This is a genomic window from Streptacidiphilus pinicola (assembly GCF_003258295.1).
GTDB lineage: Bacteria > Actinomycetota > Actinomycetes > Streptomycetales > Streptomycetaceae > Streptacidiphilus > Streptacidiphilus pinicola.
Genome location: NZ_QKYN01000121.1, coordinates 1 through 22135, shown reverse-complemented (window position 1 = coordinate 22135; position 22135 = coordinate 1). Strand labels below are relative to the sequence as shown.

The following is a 22135-nucleotide window of genomic DNA, read 5'->3' as shown; positions in this document are numbered from 1 at the left end:
GTAACGCGCGTCCGCGCACGATTGAGCTGAGAACGAGTCGGAAGGACCTGATCATGCCGTTCGTTGCGGGACTCGAGCTCACGCGATCACGTGTCGCGATTGTGACGGAGGGAGCGCGCGGCATAGGGCGGTACGCGGCCCTGCGACTGGCGGAGGACGGGTTCGACGTCGTCATCGCCTACTCCCACGATCGGTCAGCCGCCGAGGACATCCGGGCCGCGATTGAGGAAAGGGCAGGCCGCGCTCTGACCGTCGAGACGGACGTGGCCGACGAGACCGCAGTGGTGCTCCTGTTCCAGCAGGCAGAGGAGGCCTTCGGCGCAGTCGACGTAGTCGTCAACTGCGCAGAGATCGTGATGTGCGGATCAGTCTGCGACATGGCGCCAGAGGAGTTCGCACAGATGCACCGGACCAACGTCCTGGGGGCGTTCGTCGTGGGGCGGAATGCCGCTCGCCGGGTGCGTCGCGGTGGCGCCCTGATCAACCTCGCGAGCTATGTCAGTGAGACGTCACGATCGGCATACGGAGCCTATGCCGCAGGGAAGGCGGCGGTGAACGCCCTGACGGTCTTCCTTACCGGCGAGCTTCGCGAGCGGAACGTGACCGTCAACGCAGTCGCGTCGGCCCCAGTCGTCGCCGACCCTGCCTCTCCCGAACAGCCCGGGGACCTGGCAAGGATCGCAGAGGCCATCGCGTTCCTTGCCGGTCCGGGCCACTGGGTGAACGGCCAGGTCCTTCGCGTGGACCACTGACCGGAGTCCCCGACCCGCCGGCCTTGCGACTGCGGCTGAAGCCGTTCATGCAGTCACATGGCCGATGTAGGCGTCCTTGGTCGCGCGCATCGTTTGCTCACGCCCCGCAGACCGTGAGCAGAGGAATGCCTTGGACAGCAACGCGCCCCGTGACCTGGTCGGTCGTGCGGAGCAGATCGAGGAGATCTCGGGATTCTTCGGGGCGGGAACCGTCCAGGGTCGGGCCCTGCTGCTGTCCGGCGATCCGGGCGTGGGGAAGACAGTGCTGCTGCAGGAGATCGCCAAGGCCATGGCCGCAGCTGGCTCTACAGTGCTGTCGGCGACTGGAGTGCAGTTCGAAGCCGAGCTGACCTATGCCGGCCTCCACGAACTGCTCTTCCCGCTGGGCGATCAGTTCCAGAACCTCGGCGACACTCATCGGGAGGCCCTGCGGAGTGCCCTGGGCTTCGGTCACGGGCCCGTGCCCGACAGGCTCCTGGTCGCGAACGCGGTGCACACCCTGCTGCGGCAGGTAGCACTCGAACATCCGGTCTTCGTCGTCGTGGACGACCTTCCCTGGCTCGACCGCGCCAGCGCGGCGGTGCTGGGCTTCGTCGCCCGCCGCCTCGCCGGGAGCCGAATCGGTCTCCTGGCGGCTTCGAGGTCCGGAGCCGACAGCTTCTTCGAGCGGGGACAGGTCACCGAATACGAGTTGCAACCGCTGGACCGCGACGCGGCGCTGGATCTGATCAACGCGCGCTATCCCGGGCTTGCACCGCGGGTACGGGATCGGGTCCTGGTTCAGGCACAGGGCAATCCGCTCGCACTCCTGGAGCTTCCCACCGCGCTGACCCCCGCGCAGCGCACTGCTCTGGCGGACGTTCCCGCCGTACTACCGCTCTCCCAGCGGCTGCAAGCCCTCTACGCCTCCCGCATTTCCGCCCTTCCGACCGCCTCGCAGCACCTTCTGCTGCTCCTCGCCCTCGACGGAAGCGGAGAGCTGGGCGTTCTGCGGATAGCGACGGAGGGTCCGGCCGATCTGAGTGCCCTGGCGGTAGCGGAATCAGACCGTCTGGTCACTGTTGACGACCGGAAGCGGCGCGTCGTCTTCCGTCATCCCTTGATCGCGTCCGCCGTTGTCGCGACCAGCACACTGAACGATCGCTGCCGAACACATCTGGCGCTCGCCGACTTCCGCAAGGAGGAACCCGAACGCAGAGCATGGCATCTGGGGGAGGCCACGCTCACCGCTGACGAGGAGGTCGCGGCGCTCCTGCAGCAAGCAGCTCACCTCATCGCGCGCCGCGGGGACGCGGTCAGCGCGATCGCGACCATGACCAGGGCCGCGGAGCTCAGCCCCCGATCAGCCGACCGGGGCCGCCGACTTGCTGAGGCTGCCTACATCGGTGCCGACGCCACTGGCGAGCTGGACGTGGCTTCAGTGCTCTTGGACAGCGCCCGGCGGGCCGAACCGCGCCTCACCAACTCGCTGCTCGCCGCGGCCACAGCGGCGTTCTTGGTACTCAACAGTGGTGACGGAGATGTCGACACCGCCCACCGTCTGCTGGTCGGCGCCGTCGAGTCGGGCACCCACGCCTATGACGCCCACGACAGCGCACTGATCGAGGCGCTGCACACCCTTCTCCTGGTGTGCTGGTTCGGTGGCCGCAGCGCGCTCTGGGAGCCCTTTTACGCGGCGCTGGATCGTCTGAGGCCCACGCCTCCCACCCTGCTGTCCGCCTGCAGCAAGACCTTTCCCGATCCCGCCCGTACCGGAGCGGCCGGCCTCAAGGAACTCGACCAGGTCCTGGCCGGCGCGAGGGACGAGGAGGACCTGGGGCGGATCATCCGCATGGGGACGGCGTCGGTGTACCCCGACCGGCTCGCGGAAGTACGAGAGGCGTCCTGGCGGGTGGTCCGCCAGGGACGACGAGGCGGTCCCGCACGCCGGCACATCGGTGCCCTGATGCACCTGGGCCTCCAGGACTTCCTGACCGGCGAGTGGGAAGAGGCCGGAAGGCTGGCGGGCGAGGGCCTGCGGGTGTGCGAGGAACACGAGTACCGGTTCTTCACGTGGTACTTCCAGTACATCCAGGCGCTGCTCGCGGCGGTCGGCGGAGACCACCAGGCAAGCCACGCCCTGGCCGACCGCATCACCCAATGGGCGGTTCCTCGGAAAGCCTTCGGGGCAGTCGCCTTCGCCAACCACGCCCGGGTTCTTGCTGATCTGGGCGAAGGCAACTACGAAGGTGCCTACCGGCACGCCGCCGCGATGAGTCCCCCAGGCGTCCTCGCGTCCCACACCCCCCACGCCATGTGGGTGTGCATGGATCTGGTCGAGGCGGCGATCCGCACCCAGCGCTTTGCCGAGGCGCAGGCTCACGTGCGGGCCATGGACGAGGCCGGCATCGCGTCTCTCTCGCCACGGTTGGAGCTTCTGGTGGCGGCATCGACCGCACTCGTTTCCCCTGATGATCAGGTGATTGGACGCTTCGAGTGCGCTCTGGTCGTTTCCGGAGCGGAGCAGTGGCCTTTTGAACTGGCCAGGGCGCGGCTGGTCTACGGCGAGCGTCTCAGGCGCATGCGCTCTCTCACCGACGCCCGAACGCAGTTGACCTCGGCGGCCGAGACCTTCGAACGTCTAGGAGCCCGCCCCTGGGCCACCAGGGCAAACAACGAGCTCCGAGCCACCCGCCGGACCCGGACCTCGGGGACGCGGGACTCGGTGACTCTCACCGCGCAGGAACTCGAAATCGCGCAGCTGGCGGCTTCCGGCCTGACCAACAAGCAGATCGCTGAACGGCTGTACCTGTCTCCCCGAACCGTGGGCTCGCATCTCTACCAGCTGTTCCCCAAGCTCGGCATCACCTCCCGCGCCGCGCTCAGGGACGCCCTCGCCAGTTTCCCTTCTCCGTCGGCACCCTGAGGGTCGCCTTCTCCTGTCCTGTCCGCAGTGGACAGGAGAAGGCTCGATGGCCTCCGGTGAACGGCTAGCTGGTCACGCGGCCGGCGGCTCAGAGAGGTAGGGGAAGTAGTCGAGGAGCGGCCCGGGTTCGAGCCCGGAAGAGAAGTCCTGGTTCACCATCATCTTGATGATGTTGGAGGCGATGTCCTCCCTCACGCCCTTGCCGTTGTGCAGGTCGAACCAGGGGTCCCACAGGGCGACCGTGCCGGGTGTGAACTTGAGGACGTTCGGGAGCAGCCTGTCTGCCGCCCAGGCGCCGTAGGCCAGCGGGGTCGGGAAGTCGTGCGGGCACTTGTTGTACGTCCCACCGGCCTTGACGACCGCGGCGATGTTGTCCCTGACCTGTCCCCAGATTCCCGAGGCGGGGTCGGTGTCGGGGTGCGCGGGCCGGCCCACTAGGTCGATCGTCGGGGCGCTGGCGTTGAAGTTGATGTGCGCCGGGCCGTTGGCGAAGTCGAAGAAGGTGGTCATGTTGGGCTCTGCGGCACGCTGGAGCTGGACCCAGGTCTTGTGGCCGGCGTCGAAGTACGCGGTGGTCGCCCAGAAGTGCAGCCGGCCGGGGCCGGTGACCTCGACCGGGAGCTCCAGGATGAAGGCCCTGACGCTGGTGTTCGCGAAGTCGTCGTGGGCGGGGCGAAGGGCGTCGAAGTCCGGGAAGGTGCCGGTTGCCAGTGCCTTCGTGGTCGCGACCGGGAAGGGGATGAAGTTGTAGAACGGGTCGCGGCGCCGCCCTGCGAAGAGCTTGATGCCGTGGAGGCAGTCGACGACCTCCCCGACCGGCGCGTTGCGCGGCGTGATGATCTTGCCCGATGCGTTGCGGTCGGTGGCCGCCTTGCCGGTGAGCTGCTCCACCTGCACGTGCTGCGTGCCGTCGGAGGCGATCGGGAAGGTGGCACGATAGGTGATGTCCTCGACGAAGTCGCCGTCGGTGTCGATCTTCAGCTCGTAGTACCCGGCGGGATTCCAGGGCTTTCCGTACGTCGGCGAGGTGTTCATCCCGATCACCGTCCGAGGGCCGTGGCGGTCGCCGGCTCCCGCGAAGCAGTAGGCGTCGCTGATGTCCAGCGTCTCGTCTTCGGGGTAGTCGAAGTGGTGGGACATGCCGCTCCTAGCGGATCCGGGTGGTGCGCGAGTAGGGGTTGGCGGACAGCGGTTGCAGCGCGAGCGTGTAGAACCGCTTGTGGTACGGGGCCTCGTTCGTGGCGCCGAACTCGCCGTACATCCACAGGAAGGGCAGTTTGCGGGCATCCCAGGTCACGCGATCAGCCCGTCCGTTCGCATGGGCGAGTTCGTACCAGCCCTCGGCGAACCCGCTCAGGATCGCCACACGGGTGGGTGCGCCCGCTTCGGGCACGACCGACGCGTCGACGCGGGTCCCGTCGGCAGCCGTCAGGTACGGCCATGCCGACGTCGCCGATGCCAGGTGTGGGCCGTGGTAGAAGTCCCGGACGGCCACGGCACTGACACCCGCGGGCAGCGACAGACGGGCTCCTGCAGAGAGCAGCGGTGCGTGATACCGCCGCTCCTGACCGCGCACCAGACCGGCGTCCGCAGCCGGAACACCGTCCGCCTGCGTCGCGCGGGCGACCGCAGCGGGGCCCGACGAAACGGGGGCGGCCGAGGCCGAGGCGACTGCCCCACCGAGGCTGTACAGAACCGGTAGGGCAGCGAGGCCGCCGAGGACCTTGCGCCGCTGCAGTGTCGCACTGCCTTCTTCTTCCGCGTGCTCAGCTTCCGCACGCCGCCGGCTACCTCTGGTGATTTTCACTCACATTCCTCTCCTTCGTGTTCGGAACCTGCTGGCACTGTGGCCCGCATGCTCCGGCCATCGGCGATGGCATTTCGAGAGAATTCCCAACCGCGAACTACGTCACAGCGCCCGACACCCGGCACACAAACGAACGTACGACGGCCACCACCGGCCAGTTCAGTGGCAGAAGCGACGCAGATGATAGGGATTCCGCCAAGCGAGGAGCAGTTTGCGCCCCCAAGCCTGCACGCGCGCGCAGATGCTTGCATCGGTCATTTGACTGCACATCATCCGGACTTCCCGCAGGGCGAGACACGGGCAGTCAAATGACCGATGTTCCCCATGCCTCCGGCCTTGAAAGATACTCGCCAGCCGATCTCCCCGGTCCTGCGCGGAGACCATTCAAGGACAGAGGAACGGCAAGATGATGAGGATCGGAATCGCGGACTACCCGCTCCCGCACCTGGATGAGCCGGTGCCGCCCTTCATGGGCCAGTACCAGAACGGCCACACCAAGGAGTGGGCAGCCAAGATCGGGAGCTTCGACGGATTCATCTTCGTCACGCCCGAGTACAACCACTCCACGTCGGGCGCCCTGAAGAACGCCATCGACTACCTCTTTGCCGAGTGGAACAACAAGGCCGTCGGCATCGTCTCCTACGGCTCCGTCGGGGGTGCGCGCGCAGCCGAGCACCTTCGCCTGATCGCTGGCGAACTGAAGATGGCCGACGTCCGCACGGGGTCGCCCTGTCGCTGTTCGCCGACTTCGTTGACTTCGGCGAACCGGTCCCCGGAGCCCATCAGGACGAGGCGCTGGCCACGCTCGTCGATGAGGTCGTCGCCTGGAGCTCCGCACTCGCTCACCTGCGCGAACAGGACCGCGTTGCAAGCATGAGACGGTCAATCGACCGATGTAAGCCATTGCGGTCCACCGGCAAACTGGGGGCAGATCCCCGTAGCCGGCGGAGCGAAAGCACGAAGGCCGCTCCAGGTATGGCGGAATCTCTATTATCCGTGTCGTTTCTGCCGCTGACGTGAACGCGGATCGTCATCGTACGTTCGTTGTACGCCGGGCGGCCGGCGGCTGGAATTGAGGAGTGATCACATGAAGGTCGGTCTGCTGGTACGTATCGAGGCCAAACCGGAGTACGCCGAGGAGGTTGGGGCGATGCTGCGCGGCGCGCAGGAGCTGGCCGAACGGGAACAGGGCACGGTCACCTGGTTCGCGTTCCGCGAGGACGCGACCACGTTCGGCGTCTTCGACACCTTCGACGACGAGCAAGGACGCCAGGCCCACCTGACGGGCCCGATCGCTGCCGCGCTGGGCGAGGCTGCGAAGACCAAGCTCAGCGCGCCGCCGGTGATCGCCTCGGTGGACCTGCTGGGCTCGAAGGTCTCCTGAGCGGCAAGGAGCTGAGTCGGGCAGGGCCCCGAAACCCCTGCCGCGCCGAGCGCGGCACATGAGAACAACAGGACACAGTCAAGGAAGTGGTTGGAACTATGGACACCCTCTACACCGCCACCGTCACGGCTACCGGCAGGGATGGCCGTGCCGTCAGCTCCGACGGACAGCTCGAAGTGAAGCTGGCGTTCCCGCCGGCGCTCGGCGGTGACGGCAAGGGCACCAACCCCGAGCAGCTCTTGGCCGCCGGCTGGGCGGCCTGCTTCACCAGCACGCTCGGCGTGGTCGGCCGGGAGGCCAAGATCGCCACCGGCAAGATCTCGGTGACTGCGGAGATCGGCATCGGCAAGGACGACACGGACGGCGGTTTCGCGCTCACGGGCGTGCTGCGGGTCAAGCTGCCGGAGGACCTGCAGAACGAGACGGGCCGCAAGCTCGTCGAGCAGGCGCACGCGGGCTGCCCGTACTCCAAGGCCACCCGCGGGAACATCCCCGTCGAACTCATCATCGAGTAGTAGCCCGGCGCATCCGTGCCCCACACAACCGGCTGGTGACCCCGCCCACGGGTCACCGGTTCGGGTTGCCTTCCCGCAAAGGAGATCTGATCGTGACGAGGACACCGCTGCCGGCCGAGGCCCAGGACTATGTGCGCATGATGGGCATGGTCACGGGCTTCTGGGTCACCCAGGTCGTTCGAGCCGCGGCGTTGTACAACCTCGCCGACCACCTGGCGGCGGGAGCAGACACCGCGGACGCGATCGCCGAGAAGGAGTCCACGGACCCCGACGCGACCCGCCGCCTCTTGCGCACCTGCGCGTCCCTGGGCCTGGTGACCTCCGAGGACGGACACCACTTCACCGGCACGTCCCTGCTCAGCACTCTGCGGCAGGACGCCCCGCACTCGCTGCGGTACTTCGCCGTATCCCAGTCGGCGCCGGGGCACTGGCTGCCGTGGGGAGGGTTCCCCGAGGCCGTCCGGACCGGCCGGCACCAGGTCACTGCGGCCCACGGCGAAGCGAACATCTTCGACTACTTCGCCCGGCACGTCGAGGAGGCATACTTCTTCACCGAGTCGATGAGCAATCTGTCCCAGGCGGCTGCCCGCGACATCGCCGCCGTGCTGGACACCAATGGCGTCGGCCTCGCCCTGGACATCGGCGGAGCCGCCGGCGACCTCATCATGGCCATGATGAGGGTCAACCCGGAGCTCAACGGTGGAGTCTTTGACCTGCCTCACATCGTCCCGGCCGCCTCGGAGGCCGCCAAGGCTGACGGGCTGGACGGGCGCTTCACTGTCCTTGCCGGAGACTTCTTCGAGTCGGTTCCGGCGGCGGACCTGTACGTGCTCAAGTACATCCTGCACGACTGGGACGACGCCGCCTGTGTCCGCATCCTCCGGAACTGCCGCACGTCGCTCGCGAAGGGCGGCCGTATCGCCGTCGTCGACCACCTGGTCGGCGAGGCCGCAGAGCCCGGACTCGCTCCACTGATGGACATGAACATGCTCGTCATGACCGGTGGGAGGGAGCGTCAGATCGCTGAGTTCGACGCCTTGTTCAGCGAGGCAGGCCTGAGGCGGGTCAGGGTCGGATCCGCTGGAGCCTTCGCGGTCATCGAAGCCGAGCCTGCAGTCTGATCCGGTCATACGGTGGCAGAATCGATATGAACGGTAGAATTTCCGCCATGCAGGTAGCAGTCGTCGTCTACGACGGGGTCTTCGACTCCGGCCTCGCGGCGATCCTGGATGTCCTGAGCAACGCGAACGCCCTGGGCGGCCAGATTCACCAGGCACCGACCTGGAACGTGACCATGATCGGCCCTAGCCCCTCCGTGCGGACCGGGGCGGACTCCTTGTGGCCCCCCAACCGCTCACGCAGGCCGAGACGGCGGATCTCCTGGTCGTTCCGGCGCTGGCAGAAAGCGATCCATCGGCGCTGCTCGACCATGTCGGCGGCGCGGCGTCGCGCTCCGTCCGCGATCTCATCGCCCGCACCCGTGAGCGCGGAACGACCATCGCCTCGGCGTGCGCGGGCACCTTCCTCCTGGCCGAGGCCGGGATCCTGGACGGGCTGCGCGCCACCACAACCTGGTGGCTCTCGCCGGCCTTCCGCGCCAGGTACCCGAACGTCACGCTCGACCACAGCCAGATGGTCATCACCTGCGACGGCGTCACCACCGCCGGCGCTGCCTTCGGGCACATCGACCTCGCCCTCGCGATCGTCCGGGCGAGCAGCCCCGCGCTCGCCGACCTGGTGGCCCGTTACCTGGTCGTCGACGAACGCCCGTCACAGGCGGCCTACGTCATCCCCAGCGCACTCGCGCAGAGCGACCCCACGGTCGCCGCGTTCGAACGCTGGGCCCGGGAGCATTTGGCCGAACCACTCAGTGTGCCCGACGCGGCCAAGGCCATTGGCGTCAGTGAAAGGACCCTGCAACGCGCCGTCCAGCGCACGGTCGGGAACTCTCCGATTCGATTCGTCCAGGACCTGAGGATCGAACGTGCCTCCCACCTGCTGCGCACGACCGACATGTCGTTGGAGGTCATCGCCCGGAAGGTCGGCTACGAACACCCCAACACCCTGCGGGTGCTCCTGCGCGAGCGCACCGGCAAGACCACAACGGCGCTGCGTGGCAAGTGATTGCCCGACCGGATCAGCTCTCCTTCTTCAGCGGCGGCCTCCCGGTCTCCGCTGGTTCGGGACACACGGGGCCGAGTGCTTCCCCGAGCACGACACGCGAGGCCACTCCCAGCTTCTGGAAGACGTGACGCAGATGCGCTCCGACGGTTCTGGCGGACAGACGTAGCTGCTCACCGATCTGCTTGTTGCTCAGCCCGGAAGCGGCCAGCCGGGCGATCTCGAGCTCCCGTGGGGTGAGCGCGGCCGGGCCAGTGGCCCTTGTCCGCGACCTTCTCTCGGCCGTGGCCCGCAGTTCGTTGCGTGCTCTGGTGGCCCAGGGCCGCGCTCCGATCCGCTCGAAGGCGTCGAGTGCTGCCTCCAACTGCACCCGGGAGGCAGCGACGTGCCGGGAGCGCCGGAGGTGTTGGCCGTAAGCCAATCGCACGCGGGCCAGTTCGAAGCTCCAACGCTCGACTCCTGGAGCGGACAGTGCTTCCTCGAAGAGCGTGGTGGCCACAGTGCCGGAGGCGGCGATAGCCGAAGCACCTGCCGCGAGGAGGGCGAGACGTGGGGACAGGTCGGCAATGCCGGCTTCGCGGATCGCCGTGACGTGGGCGTCGGCCTCGGTCCGGCGGTTGCTCCCGACGGCGGCTTCGACGAGATCCATGAGCATGTGGAGATTAAGGGGCGCGCAGGGGACGAAGACCCCTGCTGGGCCGATGGCGGTCGCGTTCCGGTAGGCGTCCTCGTAGTCGGCCCTTCCCAGAGCGGCCAGCGCCCGGATGCGATGCGTGTACATCTGGGCCACCTGGAACCTGCGGGGTGCTGCCCAGTGGGTGATGTTGTCGACCAGTACGCCGGCCGCCTCGAAATCGCCCCGCCCGGCGGCCAGGAGAGCCCGAATAAAGCGTCCCGACAATGCCAAGAGTCCATACCCGTGGGCTTCGCAGAGTTCCTGCGCCTCGATGAGCAGGTCCTCCGCCTCGTCCCAGGCGCCGGTCACGAAGCTGTCGAACCCCAACAGCAAGAGGGCGTTGATGGCCGAGGCCACGGCGCCGCCCCGCCGACCGTCGTGGACCACACGCAACAGCGCTTGGCGGAGCCCCGAGGCGCGGTCCACGAACAGACCGGCGGTCGCCAGCCGGACAATGCGGCCCGGGTCGGCCTCATGAGCGCTTGCCTCGATCAGACGGTCGAGTTGTTCAAGCACGGCGGACTCGGCCCGGACCGGGTCGCACAAGGTGCTGCCGGACAGGGACACCAGGACGTCGGGAGCAGCGGGCGCGACGGTCTTGTGGAAGAGGTCCCACAGATCGGCTTTCCCACCGTAGAAGCACACCATGATCAAGCTGCCGAGTACCTCGTCCAGCTCCCGTTCGTCGTCGGCGCCCCGGTCTGAGAAGCCGTCCAGGGCCCCGGCCAACAACTGGTGGGCGGTGTCGACATCGCCCGCACCGCTGAGAAGCATGTACGAGGCGGTGGCTGCGGCCTGCAACGCGTGGTGGTGATCGGGATCGGCCTCGCGGGCGGTCGCGAGCAACTGCGGGGTGCGGCACAGCTCGCCGGTGACCTCGGCGCCGAGGAGCGCCGCTTCAGCGAGGCGACGGCTTCGGTCGCTGCCGCTCGGGCTCAGCTCGGCTGACCGCAGCAACGCGGACACGGCTCCGACCGCGTCGCCTCGTTGCATGCTCTGTTGGGCGACATCGGCGAGCAGCGCGGCCACCCATGCATCGGGCCCGATGGTCGCCTCCGCGAGGTGCCACGCCCGGCGCTCGGGCTGATCCGCCAGGAGCTGCGCCAGGGCTCGGTGTGCCGACCGAAGTTCCTCGCTGGTCGACTGTTTCAGCACCACGGAAGGGATCAGCGGATGCGCGAAGGCGATGCGCCCCGCGTCCTCGTCGAAGCAGACAAGCCCGGCCTGTTCGGCCGGGGCGAGATCGCCGTAACGGGGGTGGCCGGCACCGGTGGTCCGCAGAACACGTGGATCGCCGGTACCGTCCAGGGCCGCCCGCACCAGGAGATGCCGGGCCGCAGCCGGCAGTTGGCCCACCCGAGAGGCAAACAGGGTCCGGAGCGATCTCGCGGGCGCCACCACGGCTGGGGCCATTCCGTCGGCTGAGTGGACGCCGCTGGCTTCGCCCGCCAACTCCAGCAGCGCCAGTGGGTTGCCTTGCGCCTCCGCCACCAGCCGCGCGCGGGCCCGGGGCGTCAGCGTCGGGAACCGGTCGCGTAGCAACTCGGCCGCCGCCTCGTCGCCGAGTGGCTGCACCTTGTGCGCAGGAATCTTGGATTGCCGGAAGGAACTGTCCGCCGGGCGTGACGCTGCGATGAGGCCAAGCGGTCCGCCGGTGAACCGATGAGAGACGAGTTCCAGGACCGCGGCGCTTGGCTGGTCGAGCCAGTGCACGTCGTCCACGATCACCAACAGCGGCCTGTGCGCTGCGGCGAGGCGCAGCAGGGCGAGTGTGGCCTCGGAGACGTCGGTCGGATCCGGGGCTGGGCTTGCGCCGAGCCCGAGGGCCGCTGACAGCACGCTGCGGTGTCGGCGGCGAAGGTGCTCGAACTCGACGTCGAGGGGAAGAAGGATCTGATGGAGGCCCGCGTAGGTGACATGGGTTTCGAATTCCACGCCGGCACCGCGCAGAACCTGCGTTCCCGCAGCCCTGGCAGCCTCCGCTGCACAGTCCAGGAGGACGGTTTTGCCCACCCCGGGTTCACCGGTGAGCAGGAGTGCTCCTCCGCTGTTCCCGCTCACGGACTCGACCAGGAAGGCGTTGATGAGAGCGGCCTCGTCGCTCCGCCCGACCAATCCAGCGGCCTCAACTCCGCGGGGATACCCAGGGGTGCCTACCATGCGTCTCCCGGAATCAGATCAGAGTCGGACAAATGCATGTTAGGGGCACCCGACCCCTGGGTGGGACGTGTGCCGCGGGCGCCGGTGCGGTCAGTGCGCGTCCGCGGTTGCCGGCCGGACGCGGGCATCAAGCAGGGCCAGGCAGTTGCTCCACAGCGTCTCCAGGCGCTGAGGGTTGTTGTAGAGCTTGGCGAACAGCACCTGACCCTCCAACTGCGCGACTACTGAGCGGGCCGCCTCGTGGCTGTCAACGACGGCGACGTCACCTTGCTGCTGAGCCTCGGAGATGACCTGGTCGACCATTTCGACCTGCCTGTCGAAGATCTGCTGCAGGCGCTCGCGGATCGGTTCGGTCTGGTTGCTCAGCTCCAGGCTCAGGTTGCCGAACAGGCAGCCAGACACCGTGCCGCAGCTCTTTCGCCCGGCCCGCTGGCCGGCCTCGGTCTCCTCGAACAGTTGCCGCAGGCGCTGCAGGGGTTGCGCGTCACTGCGCATGATGCGTTCCCATGCAACCCGCTGAACGGCCCAGTGTTCGTCTATGACGGCCAGCGCGAGCAACTCCTTCGTCTCGAAGAAGTAGTAGAAGCTGCCCTTCGGCACACCTGCGGCCTTGCAGATCTCGGCCACGCCCAATGCCGAGTAGCCGCGCAGCTCGATGAGTGACTGTGCGGCCTTGAGGATCTTCTCCCGGGCGTCACTGGTTCGTCCCATCTTGCCAGTCTACGACCGGCCGTCTACCTTTTAGTAGACCGGTCGGCTAGTCAATTTGAGGACGGTGCGGACGTCATGCGCGAGAAGGCTCAGCAGGTGGGCTCAGTGCATCAGATGGTGGAGCGCTGGACGGCCGCGTTCAACAGTCACGACCTGGGGGATATGGCTGCCCTGTTCGCGCCGGACGCACTCTTCCAGGGCTTCGGGCCCGAGCCGTTGGTCGGCCGTGAGGCGGTCGCGGATTACTACGAGGCTGTTCCCGACTACCGTCGCGCCGTGGACGTCAACGTGCTCCATGCGTACGCGATCGGCGGCGACGTTGCCGGCGGATTCGTGGATGTCACCTTCCGCGATCCGTCGGACTGGCAGGCCAGGGTCTACCTCTCCCTGGTCCTTGAGCGCGTGAGTGGGGACTGGCAAATCCGGCAGTACCACGTCTCCCGGGTCGGCGACGAGCATTGAGACCGTGGGCAAGAATGTCTGACGCCGCTGAAGAGACGGCTGATCAGCAACCGCCCGATGGAGAGCCGCCGTGACCGAGTCTGCTGTGCGCACATCACTGGGAAACTGGCCGACGCCCCTGGAGGCAGCCCCACGCCTGGCGGTCAGGCTCGGTTTGCGGGAAGGCGACCTGTGGATCAAGCGGGACGACTTGATCGGACTGGGAGCGGGCGGGAACAAGGTACGCAAGCTTGAGTACACGGTCGGCGCGGCGATGGCTGCCGGAGCGGACACCCTGGTCACCGTCGGGGCGCCGCAGTCCAACCATGCCAGGCTGACCGCCGCGGCCGGGGCGAAGCTGGGTCTTGACGTCGTGCTCGTGTTTCCCGGGAAGCCTGGCGCCTCTCGCTCGGGAAATCTGACCCTGGATACTCTCTTCGGTGCCCAGGTCCACTGGGCTGGCGACGTCGACCTGCAGCAGCTCGTGGAGACCGCCCAGGGGCTTGTCGACGTGCTGCGGCGTCGGGGTGGGCGCCCGGCGTTGATCCCGTTCGGGGGCTCCGACGCCACGGGCGCAAGGGGCTACGAGCAGGCAGGCCAGGAGTTGCTGTCCCAGCTTCCTTCGGTCGACACGGCCGTCGTCGCGCTGGGCTCGGGGGGCACCATGGCGGGGCTGGTGGCCGCACTGGGCGCCGAGCGTGTACTGGGCGTCGACACCGGAGCCATGGACCAACCCGCCGCTGCCGTCGCCGCGATGGCCGGTGAGCTGACCACCCCGACAGGACCGGGCCAGCTCCGCATCCGCACCGACCAGGTCGGACCCGGCTATGGCCGACTCACCGATTCCACCGCGGCGGCACTCGAGCTCGCCGCCCGCACTGAGGGCATCGCACTCGACCCCGTCTACACCGGGCGGGCGATGGCTGGACTCGTAGCCGCGGTCGGGGACGGCACCATCGCTCCCGGCCAGACGACCGTGTTCTGGCACACCGGCGGACTGGCTGGACTCTTCGGCCACGCCGAGGCTGTCGACCGCTTCGACAACGCCCTGACCCTGTTCCCCACATAGGCGAGAACCGGGCTCGTGGCACTCTCCTCGCTCGGAACTACCGCCCGGCTAGCCGAAGATCGGGCCGACCGTGCGGGTCCGCTTGATCTCGTAGAAGCCGGGCGTTGAGGCGACGGCGAGGGTCCCGTCCCACAGGCGCGCGGCCTGTTCGCCGGTGGGGGTGGGGGTGACCACGGGGCCGAAGAAGGCGATCTTGTCAGCGTCGGGGTCCGGACCCGGGACGGCGATGATGGGGCTGCCGACCTCCTGGCCGACCATGGTGATGCCCTCCTGGTGGGACCGGCGCAGGGCCGCGTCGTAGGCCTGCGTGTCGCCGGCCTCGGCGAGGCGCTCGGGCAGTCCCGCCTCGCGCAGGGCGGCCTCGATGGTGGCCCGGGTCTTAGGCAGCCCGTGCGGGTGGTAACGGGAGCCGAGTGCGGTGTAGAGCGGCTCCAGGACGCCGGGGCCGAATTCCTCCTGCGCGGCGACCAGGACCCGTACCGGTGCCCATGCCTGGCCCATCAGTTCACGGTTGTGCGGCGGAAGCTGGTCCAGGCGTCCCTCGTTCAGGACGGCCAGACTCATGACGTGCCAGGTGACCTGGACCGGGCGGGTCTTTCGGACCTCCAGCATCCAGCGGGAGGTCAGCCAGGTCCATGGGCAGACGGGGTCGAACCAGAAGTCGACGGCGGTAGTAGTGGGGGAGTTGCTCATCACGGGTCTCCAAAGACTGGCCGCGGCCGGTGCGCGCGGCGGGCGGGTCAGGTGCCCGCGGGGTAGCTGGTCGATGCGGTCAGCTCGGTCCAGGCGGCGATGTCGTCGTTCAGGCGCTGCTGTCCTTGCTCGATCAAGTTCAGGGCGTCGGTGCCGAGTACCAAGTGGACCGGGGGTTTCTCCGCGTCGAGCACGGCGAGCAACGCCCTGGCTGCGCGAGCGGGATCTCCCACCTGGTTACCGTCCTTGGCCTGGCGACCGGCGCGGATCGGGTCGAAGACGCTGTCGTAGTCGGGGATGGTCCGTGGCACCCGGGTCATCGAACGGCCGGCCCAGTCGGTGCGGAAGGCCCCCAGGGCAAGAGAGGTCACGTGGATGCCTAGGTGGGCGACCTCCTGGGCCAGGGATCCGGCGATGGCCTCGACCGCGGACTTGCTGGCGCCGTAGAAGGCGACCCCCGGCAGTGCCGTCAGCCCGGCCATGGAGGACACCGTGACGATGTGTCCGGTGCGACGGCGCCGCATGGACGGCAGGACCGCTTTGACCGCAGCGACGGTCCCGTACACGTTGACGTCGAACTGGCGCCGCAGTTCGTCCATGGACGACTCCTCAACGGTGCCCTCGACGCCGTATCCCGCATTGCTGATGAGCACGTCCACTGCGCCGATGCCCGCCTCGACGTGCTCGACCACCCTGGAGACGGCCGCATCGTCGGTGACCTCCAACAGCAGACCGGTGGCACGGCCCGGCGCGAGCGCCTCGAAATCGGCGATCTGGTCCTGCTTGCGTACCGTGCCGGCGACAAGGTGCCCGGCGGCCAGGGCCTCCTTGGCGAACGCGCGGCCCAGGCCGCTGCTGACACCGGTGATCAGGAATGTCTTGCTCATCGGGGACTCCTTGGTGGTTGCTGCGTCCTGGCCGCCGGTGCGGCGGGCCGCCGCGGACTGATCAGTGACCGGCGCTTTGTCCGCCGTCGACATGGAGGACCTCACCGGTCACGAAGGAAGCACCCTCGAGGTAGAGCACTGCCTCGACCACGTCGTCGACCTCGCCCATCCGTCCCAGCGGGTGCATCGCAGCCAGCGCCGAATAGGAGGACTCCGGGTGCATCGGGGTCTTGACGATCCCGAGGGCGACCGCGTTGCTGCGGATGCCGCGGCCGGCGTACTCGATGGCCAGCGACTTGGTCGCGGACTGCAACCCGCCCTTGGTCAGTGAGGCCAGCACGGAGGGGACATCCGAACTGGCGTGGTCGACCAGGCTGGTGGTGACCTGGACGATGTGACCATCACCCCGGCTGAGCATCTGCTCCAGGGCGAGCTGGGTGATGCGGAAGAAGCCGGTCAGGTTGACGCCCGTCACCGACTCGTAGTCCGCCGGCGTGTACTCGGTGAACGGCTTGGCGATGAACACCCCGGCGTTGTTGATCAGGGTGTCGATCCGGCCGAACCTCTCCAGGCCCGCCGCGATCACACGCTCGGCGGTGGCCGGATCGGCGATGTCTCCCTGAACGGTGAGCACATCCGGGTCGCCCGAGGGGGCGATGGTGCGCGAGGTCGCGACGACGGCGTAGCCCAGCTTGCGGTAGGCCTCGACCAGCCCCGCGCCGATGCCCTGCGATGCGCCGGTGATGACAACGACCTTCTGAACGGCAGCACTCATGATGACCTTCTCGATGGGAGGGATTGGGATCGACCGGATCTAATAGTCGACCGGTCGCCTAATCGACGCTAAAGGGCCCGTCCTCCCACGTCAAAGGGCAGATGCGGCCGAGGCGGAGCGGTTCACCGCCGCTACCTGCGATGGGAGTCTGCGCCTCTCAGATGAGAGAAAGCCGGTCCTGGCGGCAGCACCGCGGCGGGCGCACCGTGAACGCGAAAGCGCCGTGCAGGTGCCTCACCTAGATACGGAGAAGGATCATGAACGAGTTCCTGGTCGAGATCACCACCACCATCCCCGAGGGCACCGAGGAGGCCGAGGTCGACCGCCGCCGCGCCGCGGAGGCCGTCCGGGCCGGAGAGCTGGCTGCCACCGGGCACCTGTTCCGCCTGTGGCGCCCGGTCGGCGAGTTGCGCAGCCTGGGCATCTGGCGCGCCGCAGACGAGGCCGACCTGCACGAGAAGGTCCTGGGCACTCTCCCGCTGCGCCCGTGGATGAGCTTGAAAGTCACCGCCCTGCAGTCGCACCCCAACGACCCGGGCAAGAGCGATCCCACCCTGTGACGGGCCTGGCCGCAGCCTTCCGTGCCGATCTTCCGATGCGGTGGCCGCTGGCAGGGGCCCGCGGCTGGCACTTCAACCTCGACAAGGACCCGTCATGAGCAGCACCAGCCCTCGGTCCGGTCCGACGGTCCCCGCCGGTCGGGGAACGGACTCACCCGGGTTGTACGTCGGCCGGGCCGCCGCGGGGCTGGCGGCCGCCATGGGCGTGGGCCGGTTCGCCTTCACTCCGATCCTGCCCTTGATGCACACTCAGGCGGGCTTGACGGCGTCGGCAGGCGCCAACCTGGCCAGTGCGAACTACATCGGCTACCTCGTCGGCGCGCTCGCGGGCATTCTCGTCCCCGCACTCACACGCTCGCCCTCTGTGATGCGCGGCTCGCTGGTCGTGCTGACGTTCACGCTGGCCGCGATGCCGACCACCCAGGCGGTGCCGGTGTGGGCGGGATTGCGACTGCTTGCCGGCGCTGCCAGCGCACTGGTCTTCGTCATCGCCGTCACCGCCCTGCTGAGCAACCTGCGCGCGCACCCACCGTCCCTGATCGGCTGGGGATTCGGCGGCGTTGGGGCGGGAATCGCCCTGTCCGGACTGCTCGTCCTGACCCTGCGCCACGCCGGCGACTGGCGCACCGCCTGGTGGGGCACGGCCGTCCTAGCCGCTCTGCTCAGCGCCGCCGCGTGGTCACTGAGCCCCAAGATCTCACAGGCACCCACTGCCGCCCCGCCCAAGACGGGCCGAGCAACCACGTCGCCCGAGAACCGTCGCTGGTTCGGCGCACTCTTCGCCAGCTACAGCCTGGAAGGGATCGGCTACATCATCGCAGGGACCTTCCTGGTCGCCGCGATCGAGCAGACCTCGCCGGGCTGGATCGGCAGCGGCGCCTGGGTACTGGTCGGCCTGGCCGCGATCCCGTCCTCGGCACTGTGGGCGCGGTGGAGCCGACGCTGGCCCCGTCCAGACCTGCTGTTCGCCGCGCTCCTGGTCCAGGCCGTCGGTATCTCCTTGCCGGCCCTCCTGGGCGGCGTGGCAGCCGCCCTCGTGTCTGCAGTCCTTTTCGGCGGCACGTTTCTCGGTGTCAGCACAATCGCACTGGCCACCGGAGAGCATCTGCAGTTCCCGCGCTCCATTGCTCTGCTGACTGCCGGTTACTCCGTCGGTCAGATTCTCGGCCCCCTTGTCGCCGCCCCGCTGTTGCGGCACGGCTACCACCAGGCGTTGCTGATGGCTGCGGCTGTGGTCCTGGCCGCCGCGATGGCAGCGGCCGTGCTGCGGATTGGATTCCCGCGCCAGCTCCCGGCATCGACCCGCCTCGCCGGACCAGCTGACCGTCCTCCCGCAGGAGCGCGCACACCGCACAGGTGATGTACCGGTCAGCCGGGGCTGGTCCAGCCGAGCCTCCGCGGCCCAGATTGCGAATGCCGCCGGGACCTCGTCAGGGCAGGCGTCCCCTTCCGCTGGTGGGCGCGGCCTCTCAGCCCGCGTAGGATCATGAACGTGGAATTGCGCCAGTTGCGATACTTCGTCGCGGTCGCCGAGGAGCTCAGCTTCGGGAGGGCGGCTGAACGGCTGCTCATCGCCGGACCATCTCTGTCGCAACAGATCAAGGCTCTCGAACGCGACCTCGGGGTACGACTGTTCGACCGCGACCGCCGTTCAGTTGCCCTCACTCCCGCAGGCGCCGCGCTGCTCCCGCACACGCGGTCCCTTCTGGAGCGTGCTGACGATCTGAAGAACCGGGCCGCCCGGATCTCCGGGTCTGAACCGGTCCGGCTCGGATACGTCAACTGGCTTCCCCCTGACCTGAACGCGCGGGCCTCCGCCGTGGCGCGCCTGAACATCGACGCCTGGGTGGCGCCCTCCCATGCTCAAGCCGCACGGGTCGCCGACGGCAGTTTGGACGTGGCGGTGTGCTGGATCGACACACAAGACCTTGAGCGACTCGGCCTTAACGCCCGTCTGCTGGGCGCAGATCGGCTCTACGCCGTTTCCACCGAACACGATGCAGTACCCGTCCGGGCCCGGGACACCGCCGTCCTCCTCGACGACGACGCCACCTCCTGGCGGTCGTGGAACGTCTACGCCCAACAACTCGCCGACGACACCGGCTCGAAGGTCGTGAATATCACTGACGGCGGCATCACCGGGCCCGCGTTCTTTGACCACGTGCGCCGTTCGCGCCGTCCGATCATCAACTCGCCCAAGGGCCAGTCCGTGCCGTTGCCACCCGACTTGGTCCAGCGCCCGATTGTCGACCCGCAGGTCTACTGGACCTGGTCTGTGGTCTGGCGTCGCAGTGAGGTTCGCCTTGCCGTGCTGAACACCATCGACGCCCTGACCGAGAACATCGCTGCCCCCGACATCCACGCTCTCGACGCCTGGCTGCCCGCTACCGACCCTCACAGGAGGTAGCCGGCCAAGGCCCTCACGGCGAGCCCCAGCGAGAGCTCGCCGGTCCTCGCTTCGGTAGGGTCTTCCAGAATCAGCAGGCGAAGTGCCCGTCTGACGCCGCGTTCGAGTCGGAAGTCCCGACGCCTCACGCCTTTGACTTCCGGGCCGTCCATCCTTGAGGCAGGAGCTTCAGCGATGACTTTTCGAGCCCCACAGGCAGCACCAACGCCGAGATCGCGGCGCAGCTCTTCATCGCGACCGGGACGGTGAAGAACCACCTCGCGAGCGTCCAGGCAAGCTGGGGGTGCGCAACCGGGTCGGCATCGCCGCCTGGGCGTGGGAGCACGGGGTCTGCCGACCCTGACCCTGGGGCGCATGGCGCCGAGCGTGGTCCTACGGGCGGTGCGGGGTGGCACCGGCACGGTGTGCACCGGCGTGCGGCTGGAGGGCTCCGTACTGGCGGCGCAGCGCGGCGGCGACGGGGGAGTCGACGCCGTGGCGGGCCTCGGCGGTGCGCAGCGCACTGCCGAGTAGTCCGAGCGCCTGGCTGATCCGCCCCGCGCCGAGCAGGCGACGTGCCTCGTCGACGGTGGCGGCCAGCAGGTCGCCTTCCGTGTCCGGAGACCGCGTGTCGGGCGCGGGTGCCCGCACGGGCTGGGCAGCGGCAGCTGCGGCGGGCGAGGATGCCCAGGGAGTCTGGGGTGCGTGGTCCGGCCATGGGGCGAAGGGCATCCGGAACGGCCGCGTCGGATCACAAAGCGCCGCACTGACCGGTCCCGTGCCCGTCAGCACTGCCGTTGTTGGCGTGGGCAGCAGCGGGGCGAGGGCGAGGTAGACCGCGTTGGCGTCGGCGGGGCGCTGCGCCGGGTCCTTCGCCAGCAGCCACAGCACCAGTGCCTCCAGAGCGGGCGGCAGGTCCGGGCGGGTCGTCCGAAGCGGCGCTGGTGCCTCGTGCAGATGCCGGTGCAGCGTGCCGAGTGCCGAGGAGCCCTCGAACGGCACGGTCCCGGTGAGGAGTTCGTAGAGCACCACGCCGAGAGAGTAGAGGTCGCCGGCCGGGCCGACCGCGTCGCCCATCGCCTGCTCCGGCGACATGTAGGCCGGGCTGCCCACAGGGGAGCCGGTCATGGTGAGCCGCGTCGTGTCCGCGCCCAGCACGGCCGCGACGCCGAGGTCGAGGGCTACCAGCGTCCCGTCATGACGAAGCATCAGGTTTCGTGGTTTCAGGTCACGGTGGACGATGCCCGCGTCGTGGACGGCCGCCAGGACCGGACACAGCTGCGCCGCCACCGCGACGGCCCACGGCCACGGGTAGGGGGCGTTCTCGGCGAGGTGGTCGGCCAGGTCTGTGCCGCGCACATACTGCATGACCAGGTAGAGCTCGTCCGCGTCGGTGCCGGCGTCGTGCACGGTGACCAGGCCCGGGTGTCCGACGCGGGCGGTTATCCGCGACTCCCGCTCGAACCTGCGCCGAAGTTCGTCCGCGTGTGTGCTTCCGGGCACCGAGGCCCGCAGCAGTTTGACCGCCACCTCCCGCCCCAGCAGCAGATCCTGGGCGGACCACACCTGGCCCATGCCGCCCTGGCCGACGAGCGCGGTCAGCTCGTACCTGCCGCCGACGGTGCGGCGCCCGTCCGCGGTGGCGGTCACGGAGCGGGTCGCTGGTTCTGGTGCAGCAGCGCGCTCAGCTCGTCCAGCTCGGCCTTGACCTGGGCGAGGGGCAACAGCGGGGCCATGGGGGCTGCCTGCCACGGTGGATCGTACGGCTGGACGTAGGTCTGGAGCAGATGGGCGGGCTGTGGTGCCGGTTGTGACGCGGGCGGCGTGCGCAGCTCGGCGACGAGGAAGTGGACGGTCGAGCCCGCAGCGAGCAACAACAGGGTGATCATGCCGACCGTCGTCTGGGCACTGTCCTCATTCGGGGCGCTGCCGACGGCGACGAACGCCGCAAGGGAGAGCAGGGCCGTGCCAATGAGGGCGACCCAGTCCCACGCCCGGCGCCGGACGAACGCGGTGCGTATTAGCGGCACCCAGGACAGGATGCCGATGGTGCCGATGGGCACGAAGGCCAGCATGGCCCGCAACACGAACAGTCCGACGCGCGCCGAGGTCCTCGGCTTCAGCTGCGCGACTGGTGCGGCCGACGGGAACGGTGCGGCGCCGGGCCCTGGGTGCGCCGGGTAGCCGCCAGGGATTGTCGCTTGGCGGGGGAGGGCTGGGTCGGTCGCTTATACACATCTGACGCTGCCGACGAATAGGCGAGTCGAGAACGCGGAGGCTGGCGGCACATGTG

The 22135-nt window shown here is 68.6% G+C and carries 20 protein-coding genes and 2 pseudogenes; 13 read left to right on the top strand and 9 right to left on the bottom strand.

The annotated features are described in order from the left end of the window. Window positions 1–53 precede the first annotated feature (53 nt). Both DN069_RS28965 and DN069_RS28960 read left to right on the top strand, forming a co-directional pair. Window positions 54–752 carry an SDR family oxidoreductase gene (locus DN069_RS28965; RefSeq protein ID WP_111505914.1) on the top strand — a complete coding sequence of 233 codons (699 nt, stop codon included), beginning with the start codon at window positions 54–56 and terminating at the stop codon, window positions 750–752. A 130-nt stretch (window positions 753–882) separates the two neighbouring features. After that, a complete protein-coding gene (locus tag DN069_RS28960) occupies window positions 883–3657 on the top strand; it encodes a helix-turn-helix transcriptional regulator (protein WP_111505912.1) in 2775 nt (924 codons plus the stop codon). A 72-nt stretch (window positions 3658–3729) separates the two neighbouring features. Here DN069_RS28960 and DN069_RS28955 read toward each other — a convergent pair whose 3' ends face one another. After that, window positions 3730–4797 (bottom strand): DUF4331 family protein, encoded by a 1068-nt coding sequence (locus DN069_RS28955; RefSeq protein WP_165845688.1) that lies wholly within the window; start codon window positions 4795–4797, stop codon window positions 3730–3732. A gap of 7 nt (window positions 4798–4804) precedes the next feature. After that, entirely contained in the window at window positions 4805–5464 is a 660-nt protein-coding gene (locus DN069_RS40395; protein ID WP_165845687.1) for an aldose epimerase family protein, read from the bottom strand. A gap of 406 nt (window positions 5465–5870) precedes the next feature. Here DN069_RS40395 and DN069_RS28950 point away from each other — a divergent pair, with 406 nt between their 5' ends. From DN069_RS28950 to DN069_RS28930, 5 genes are all read left to right on the top strand, one after another. Next, window positions 5871–6341 carry an NADPH-dependent FMN reductase gene (locus DN069_RS28950; protein ID WP_424556337.1) on the top strand — a complete coding sequence of 157 codons (471 nt, stop codon included), beginning with the start codon at window positions 5871–5873 and terminating at the stop codon, window positions 6339–6341. A 210-nt stretch (window positions 6342–6551) separates the two neighbouring features. Then, the gene (locus DN069_RS28945; RefSeq protein WP_111505908.1) at window positions 6552–6848 is read left to right on the top strand and encodes a putative quinol monooxygenase; all 297 of its coding nucleotides are present in this window, start codon (window positions 6552–6554) and stop codon (window positions 6846–6848) included. Between the two features lie 98 nt (window positions 6849–6946). After that, window positions 6947–7363 carry an organic hydroperoxide resistance protein gene (locus DN069_RS28940; protein WP_111505906.1) on the top strand — a complete coding sequence of 139 codons (417 nt, stop codon included), beginning with the start codon at window positions 6947–6949 and terminating at the stop codon, window positions 7361–7363. Window positions 7364–7455: 92 nt separating this feature from the next. Beyond that, entirely contained in the window at window positions 7456–8484 is a 1029-nt protein-coding gene (locus tag DN069_RS28935) for a methyltransferase (RefSeq protein ID WP_243639858.1), read from the top strand. 217 nt (window positions 8485–8701) lie between these two features. After that, window positions 8702–9487 carry a GlxA family transcriptional regulator gene (locus DN069_RS28930; protein ID WP_243639856.1) on the top strand — a complete coding sequence of 262 codons (786 nt, stop codon included), beginning with the start codon at window positions 8702–8704 and terminating at the stop codon, window positions 9485–9487. A 13-nt stretch (window positions 9488–9500) separates the two neighbouring features. On the opposite strand, the gene DN069_RS28925 is transcribed toward DN069_RS28930, so the two are convergent. Both DN069_RS28925 and DN069_RS28920 read right to left on the bottom strand, forming a co-directional pair. Continuing rightward, window positions 9501–12320, bottom strand: a complete 2820-nt coding sequence (locus DN069_RS28925; RefSeq protein WP_111505904.1) for an ATP-binding protein — start codon at window positions 12318–12320, stop codon at window positions 9501–9503. 90 nt (window positions 12321–12410) lie between these two features. Continuing rightward, window positions 12411–13031: a TetR/AcrR family transcriptional regulator gene (locus DN069_RS28920; RefSeq protein WP_111505902.1), complete on the bottom strand. Its 621-nt coding sequence runs from the start codon at window positions 13029–13031 to the stop codon at window positions 12411–12413. Window positions 13032–13106: 75 nt separating this feature from the next. Between DN069_RS28920 and DN069_RS28915 the strand changes: the two genes are divergently transcribed. Further along, window positions 13107–13493, top strand: coding sequence for a YybH family protein (locus DN069_RS28915; protein ID WP_111505900.1), 387 nt, complete (start codon window positions 13107–13109; stop codon window positions 13491–13493). A gap of 70 nt (window positions 13494–13563) precedes the next feature. Then, window positions 13564–14541: a D-cysteine desulfhydrase family protein gene (locus tag DN069_RS28910; protein ID WP_207892305.1), complete on the top strand. Its 978-nt coding sequence runs from the start codon at window positions 13564–13566 to the stop codon at window positions 14539–14541. 48 nt (window positions 14542–14589) lie between these two features. Here the strand turns inward: DN069_RS28910 and DN069_RS28905 are convergent, their stop codons facing one another. From DN069_RS28905 to DN069_RS28895, 3 genes are all read right to left on the bottom strand, one after another. Continuing rightward, on the bottom strand, window positions 14590–15234 hold the full coding sequence (locus tag DN069_RS28905; RefSeq protein ID WP_111505898.1) for a mycothiol-dependent nitroreductase Rv2466c family protein: 645 nt from the start codon (window positions 15232–15234) through the stop codon (window positions 14590–14592). A gap of 47 nt (window positions 15235–15281) precedes the next feature. Next, a complete protein-coding gene (locus DN069_RS28900; protein ID WP_111505896.1) occupies window positions 15282–16121 on the bottom strand; it encodes an oxidoreductase in 840 nt (279 codons plus the stop codon). A 61-nt stretch (window positions 16122–16182) separates the two neighbouring features. Further along, window positions 16183–16896, bottom strand: coding sequence for an SDR family NAD(P)-dependent oxidoreductase (locus DN069_RS28895; protein ID WP_111505894.1), 714 nt, complete (start codon window positions 16894–16896; stop codon window positions 16183–16185). 257 nt (window positions 16897–17153) lie between these two features. Here DN069_RS28895 and DN069_RS28890 point away from each other — a divergent pair, with 257 nt between their 5' ends. The 4 genes and pseudogenes from DN069_RS28890 to DN069_RS28875 all read left to right on the top strand — a co-directional run. Further along, window positions 17154–17456 (top strand): muconolactone Delta-isomerase family protein, encoded by a 303-nt coding sequence (locus DN069_RS28890; RefSeq protein ID WP_111505892.1) that lies wholly within the window; start codon window positions 17154–17156, stop codon window positions 17454–17456. A 94-nt stretch (window positions 17457–17550) separates the two neighbouring features. Next, window positions 17551–18816, top strand: coding sequence for a YbfB/YjiJ family MFS transporter (locus DN069_RS28885; protein ID WP_424556336.1), 1266 nt, complete (start codon window positions 17551–17553; stop codon window positions 18814–18816). A gap of 123 nt (window positions 18817–18939) precedes the next feature. Continuing rightward, window positions 18940–19863: a LysR family transcriptional regulator gene (locus tag DN069_RS28880; RefSeq protein ID WP_111505890.1), complete on the top strand. Its 924-nt coding sequence runs from the start codon at window positions 18940–18942 to the stop codon at window positions 19861–19863. 194 nt (window positions 19864–20057) lie between these two features. Continuing rightward, window positions 20058–20206, top strand: a pseudogene (locus DN069_RS28875) (response regulator transcription factor); the annotation flags it as partial. Between the two features lie 56 nt (window positions 20207–20262). On the opposite strand, the pseudogene DN069_RS28870 reads toward DN069_RS28875, so the two are convergent. Continuing rightward, window positions 20263–21492 (bottom strand): annotated as a pseudogene (locus DN069_RS28870) (serine/threonine-protein kinase); the annotation flags it as partial. Next, window positions 21489–21905, bottom strand: coding sequence for a hypothetical protein (locus tag DN069_RS28865; RefSeq protein WP_133260070.1), 417 nt, complete (start codon window positions 21903–21905; stop codon window positions 21489–21491). The pseudogene DN069_RS28870 and the gene DN069_RS28865, both read right to left, overlap by 4 nt. Window positions 21906–22135: the final 230 nt, after the last annotated feature.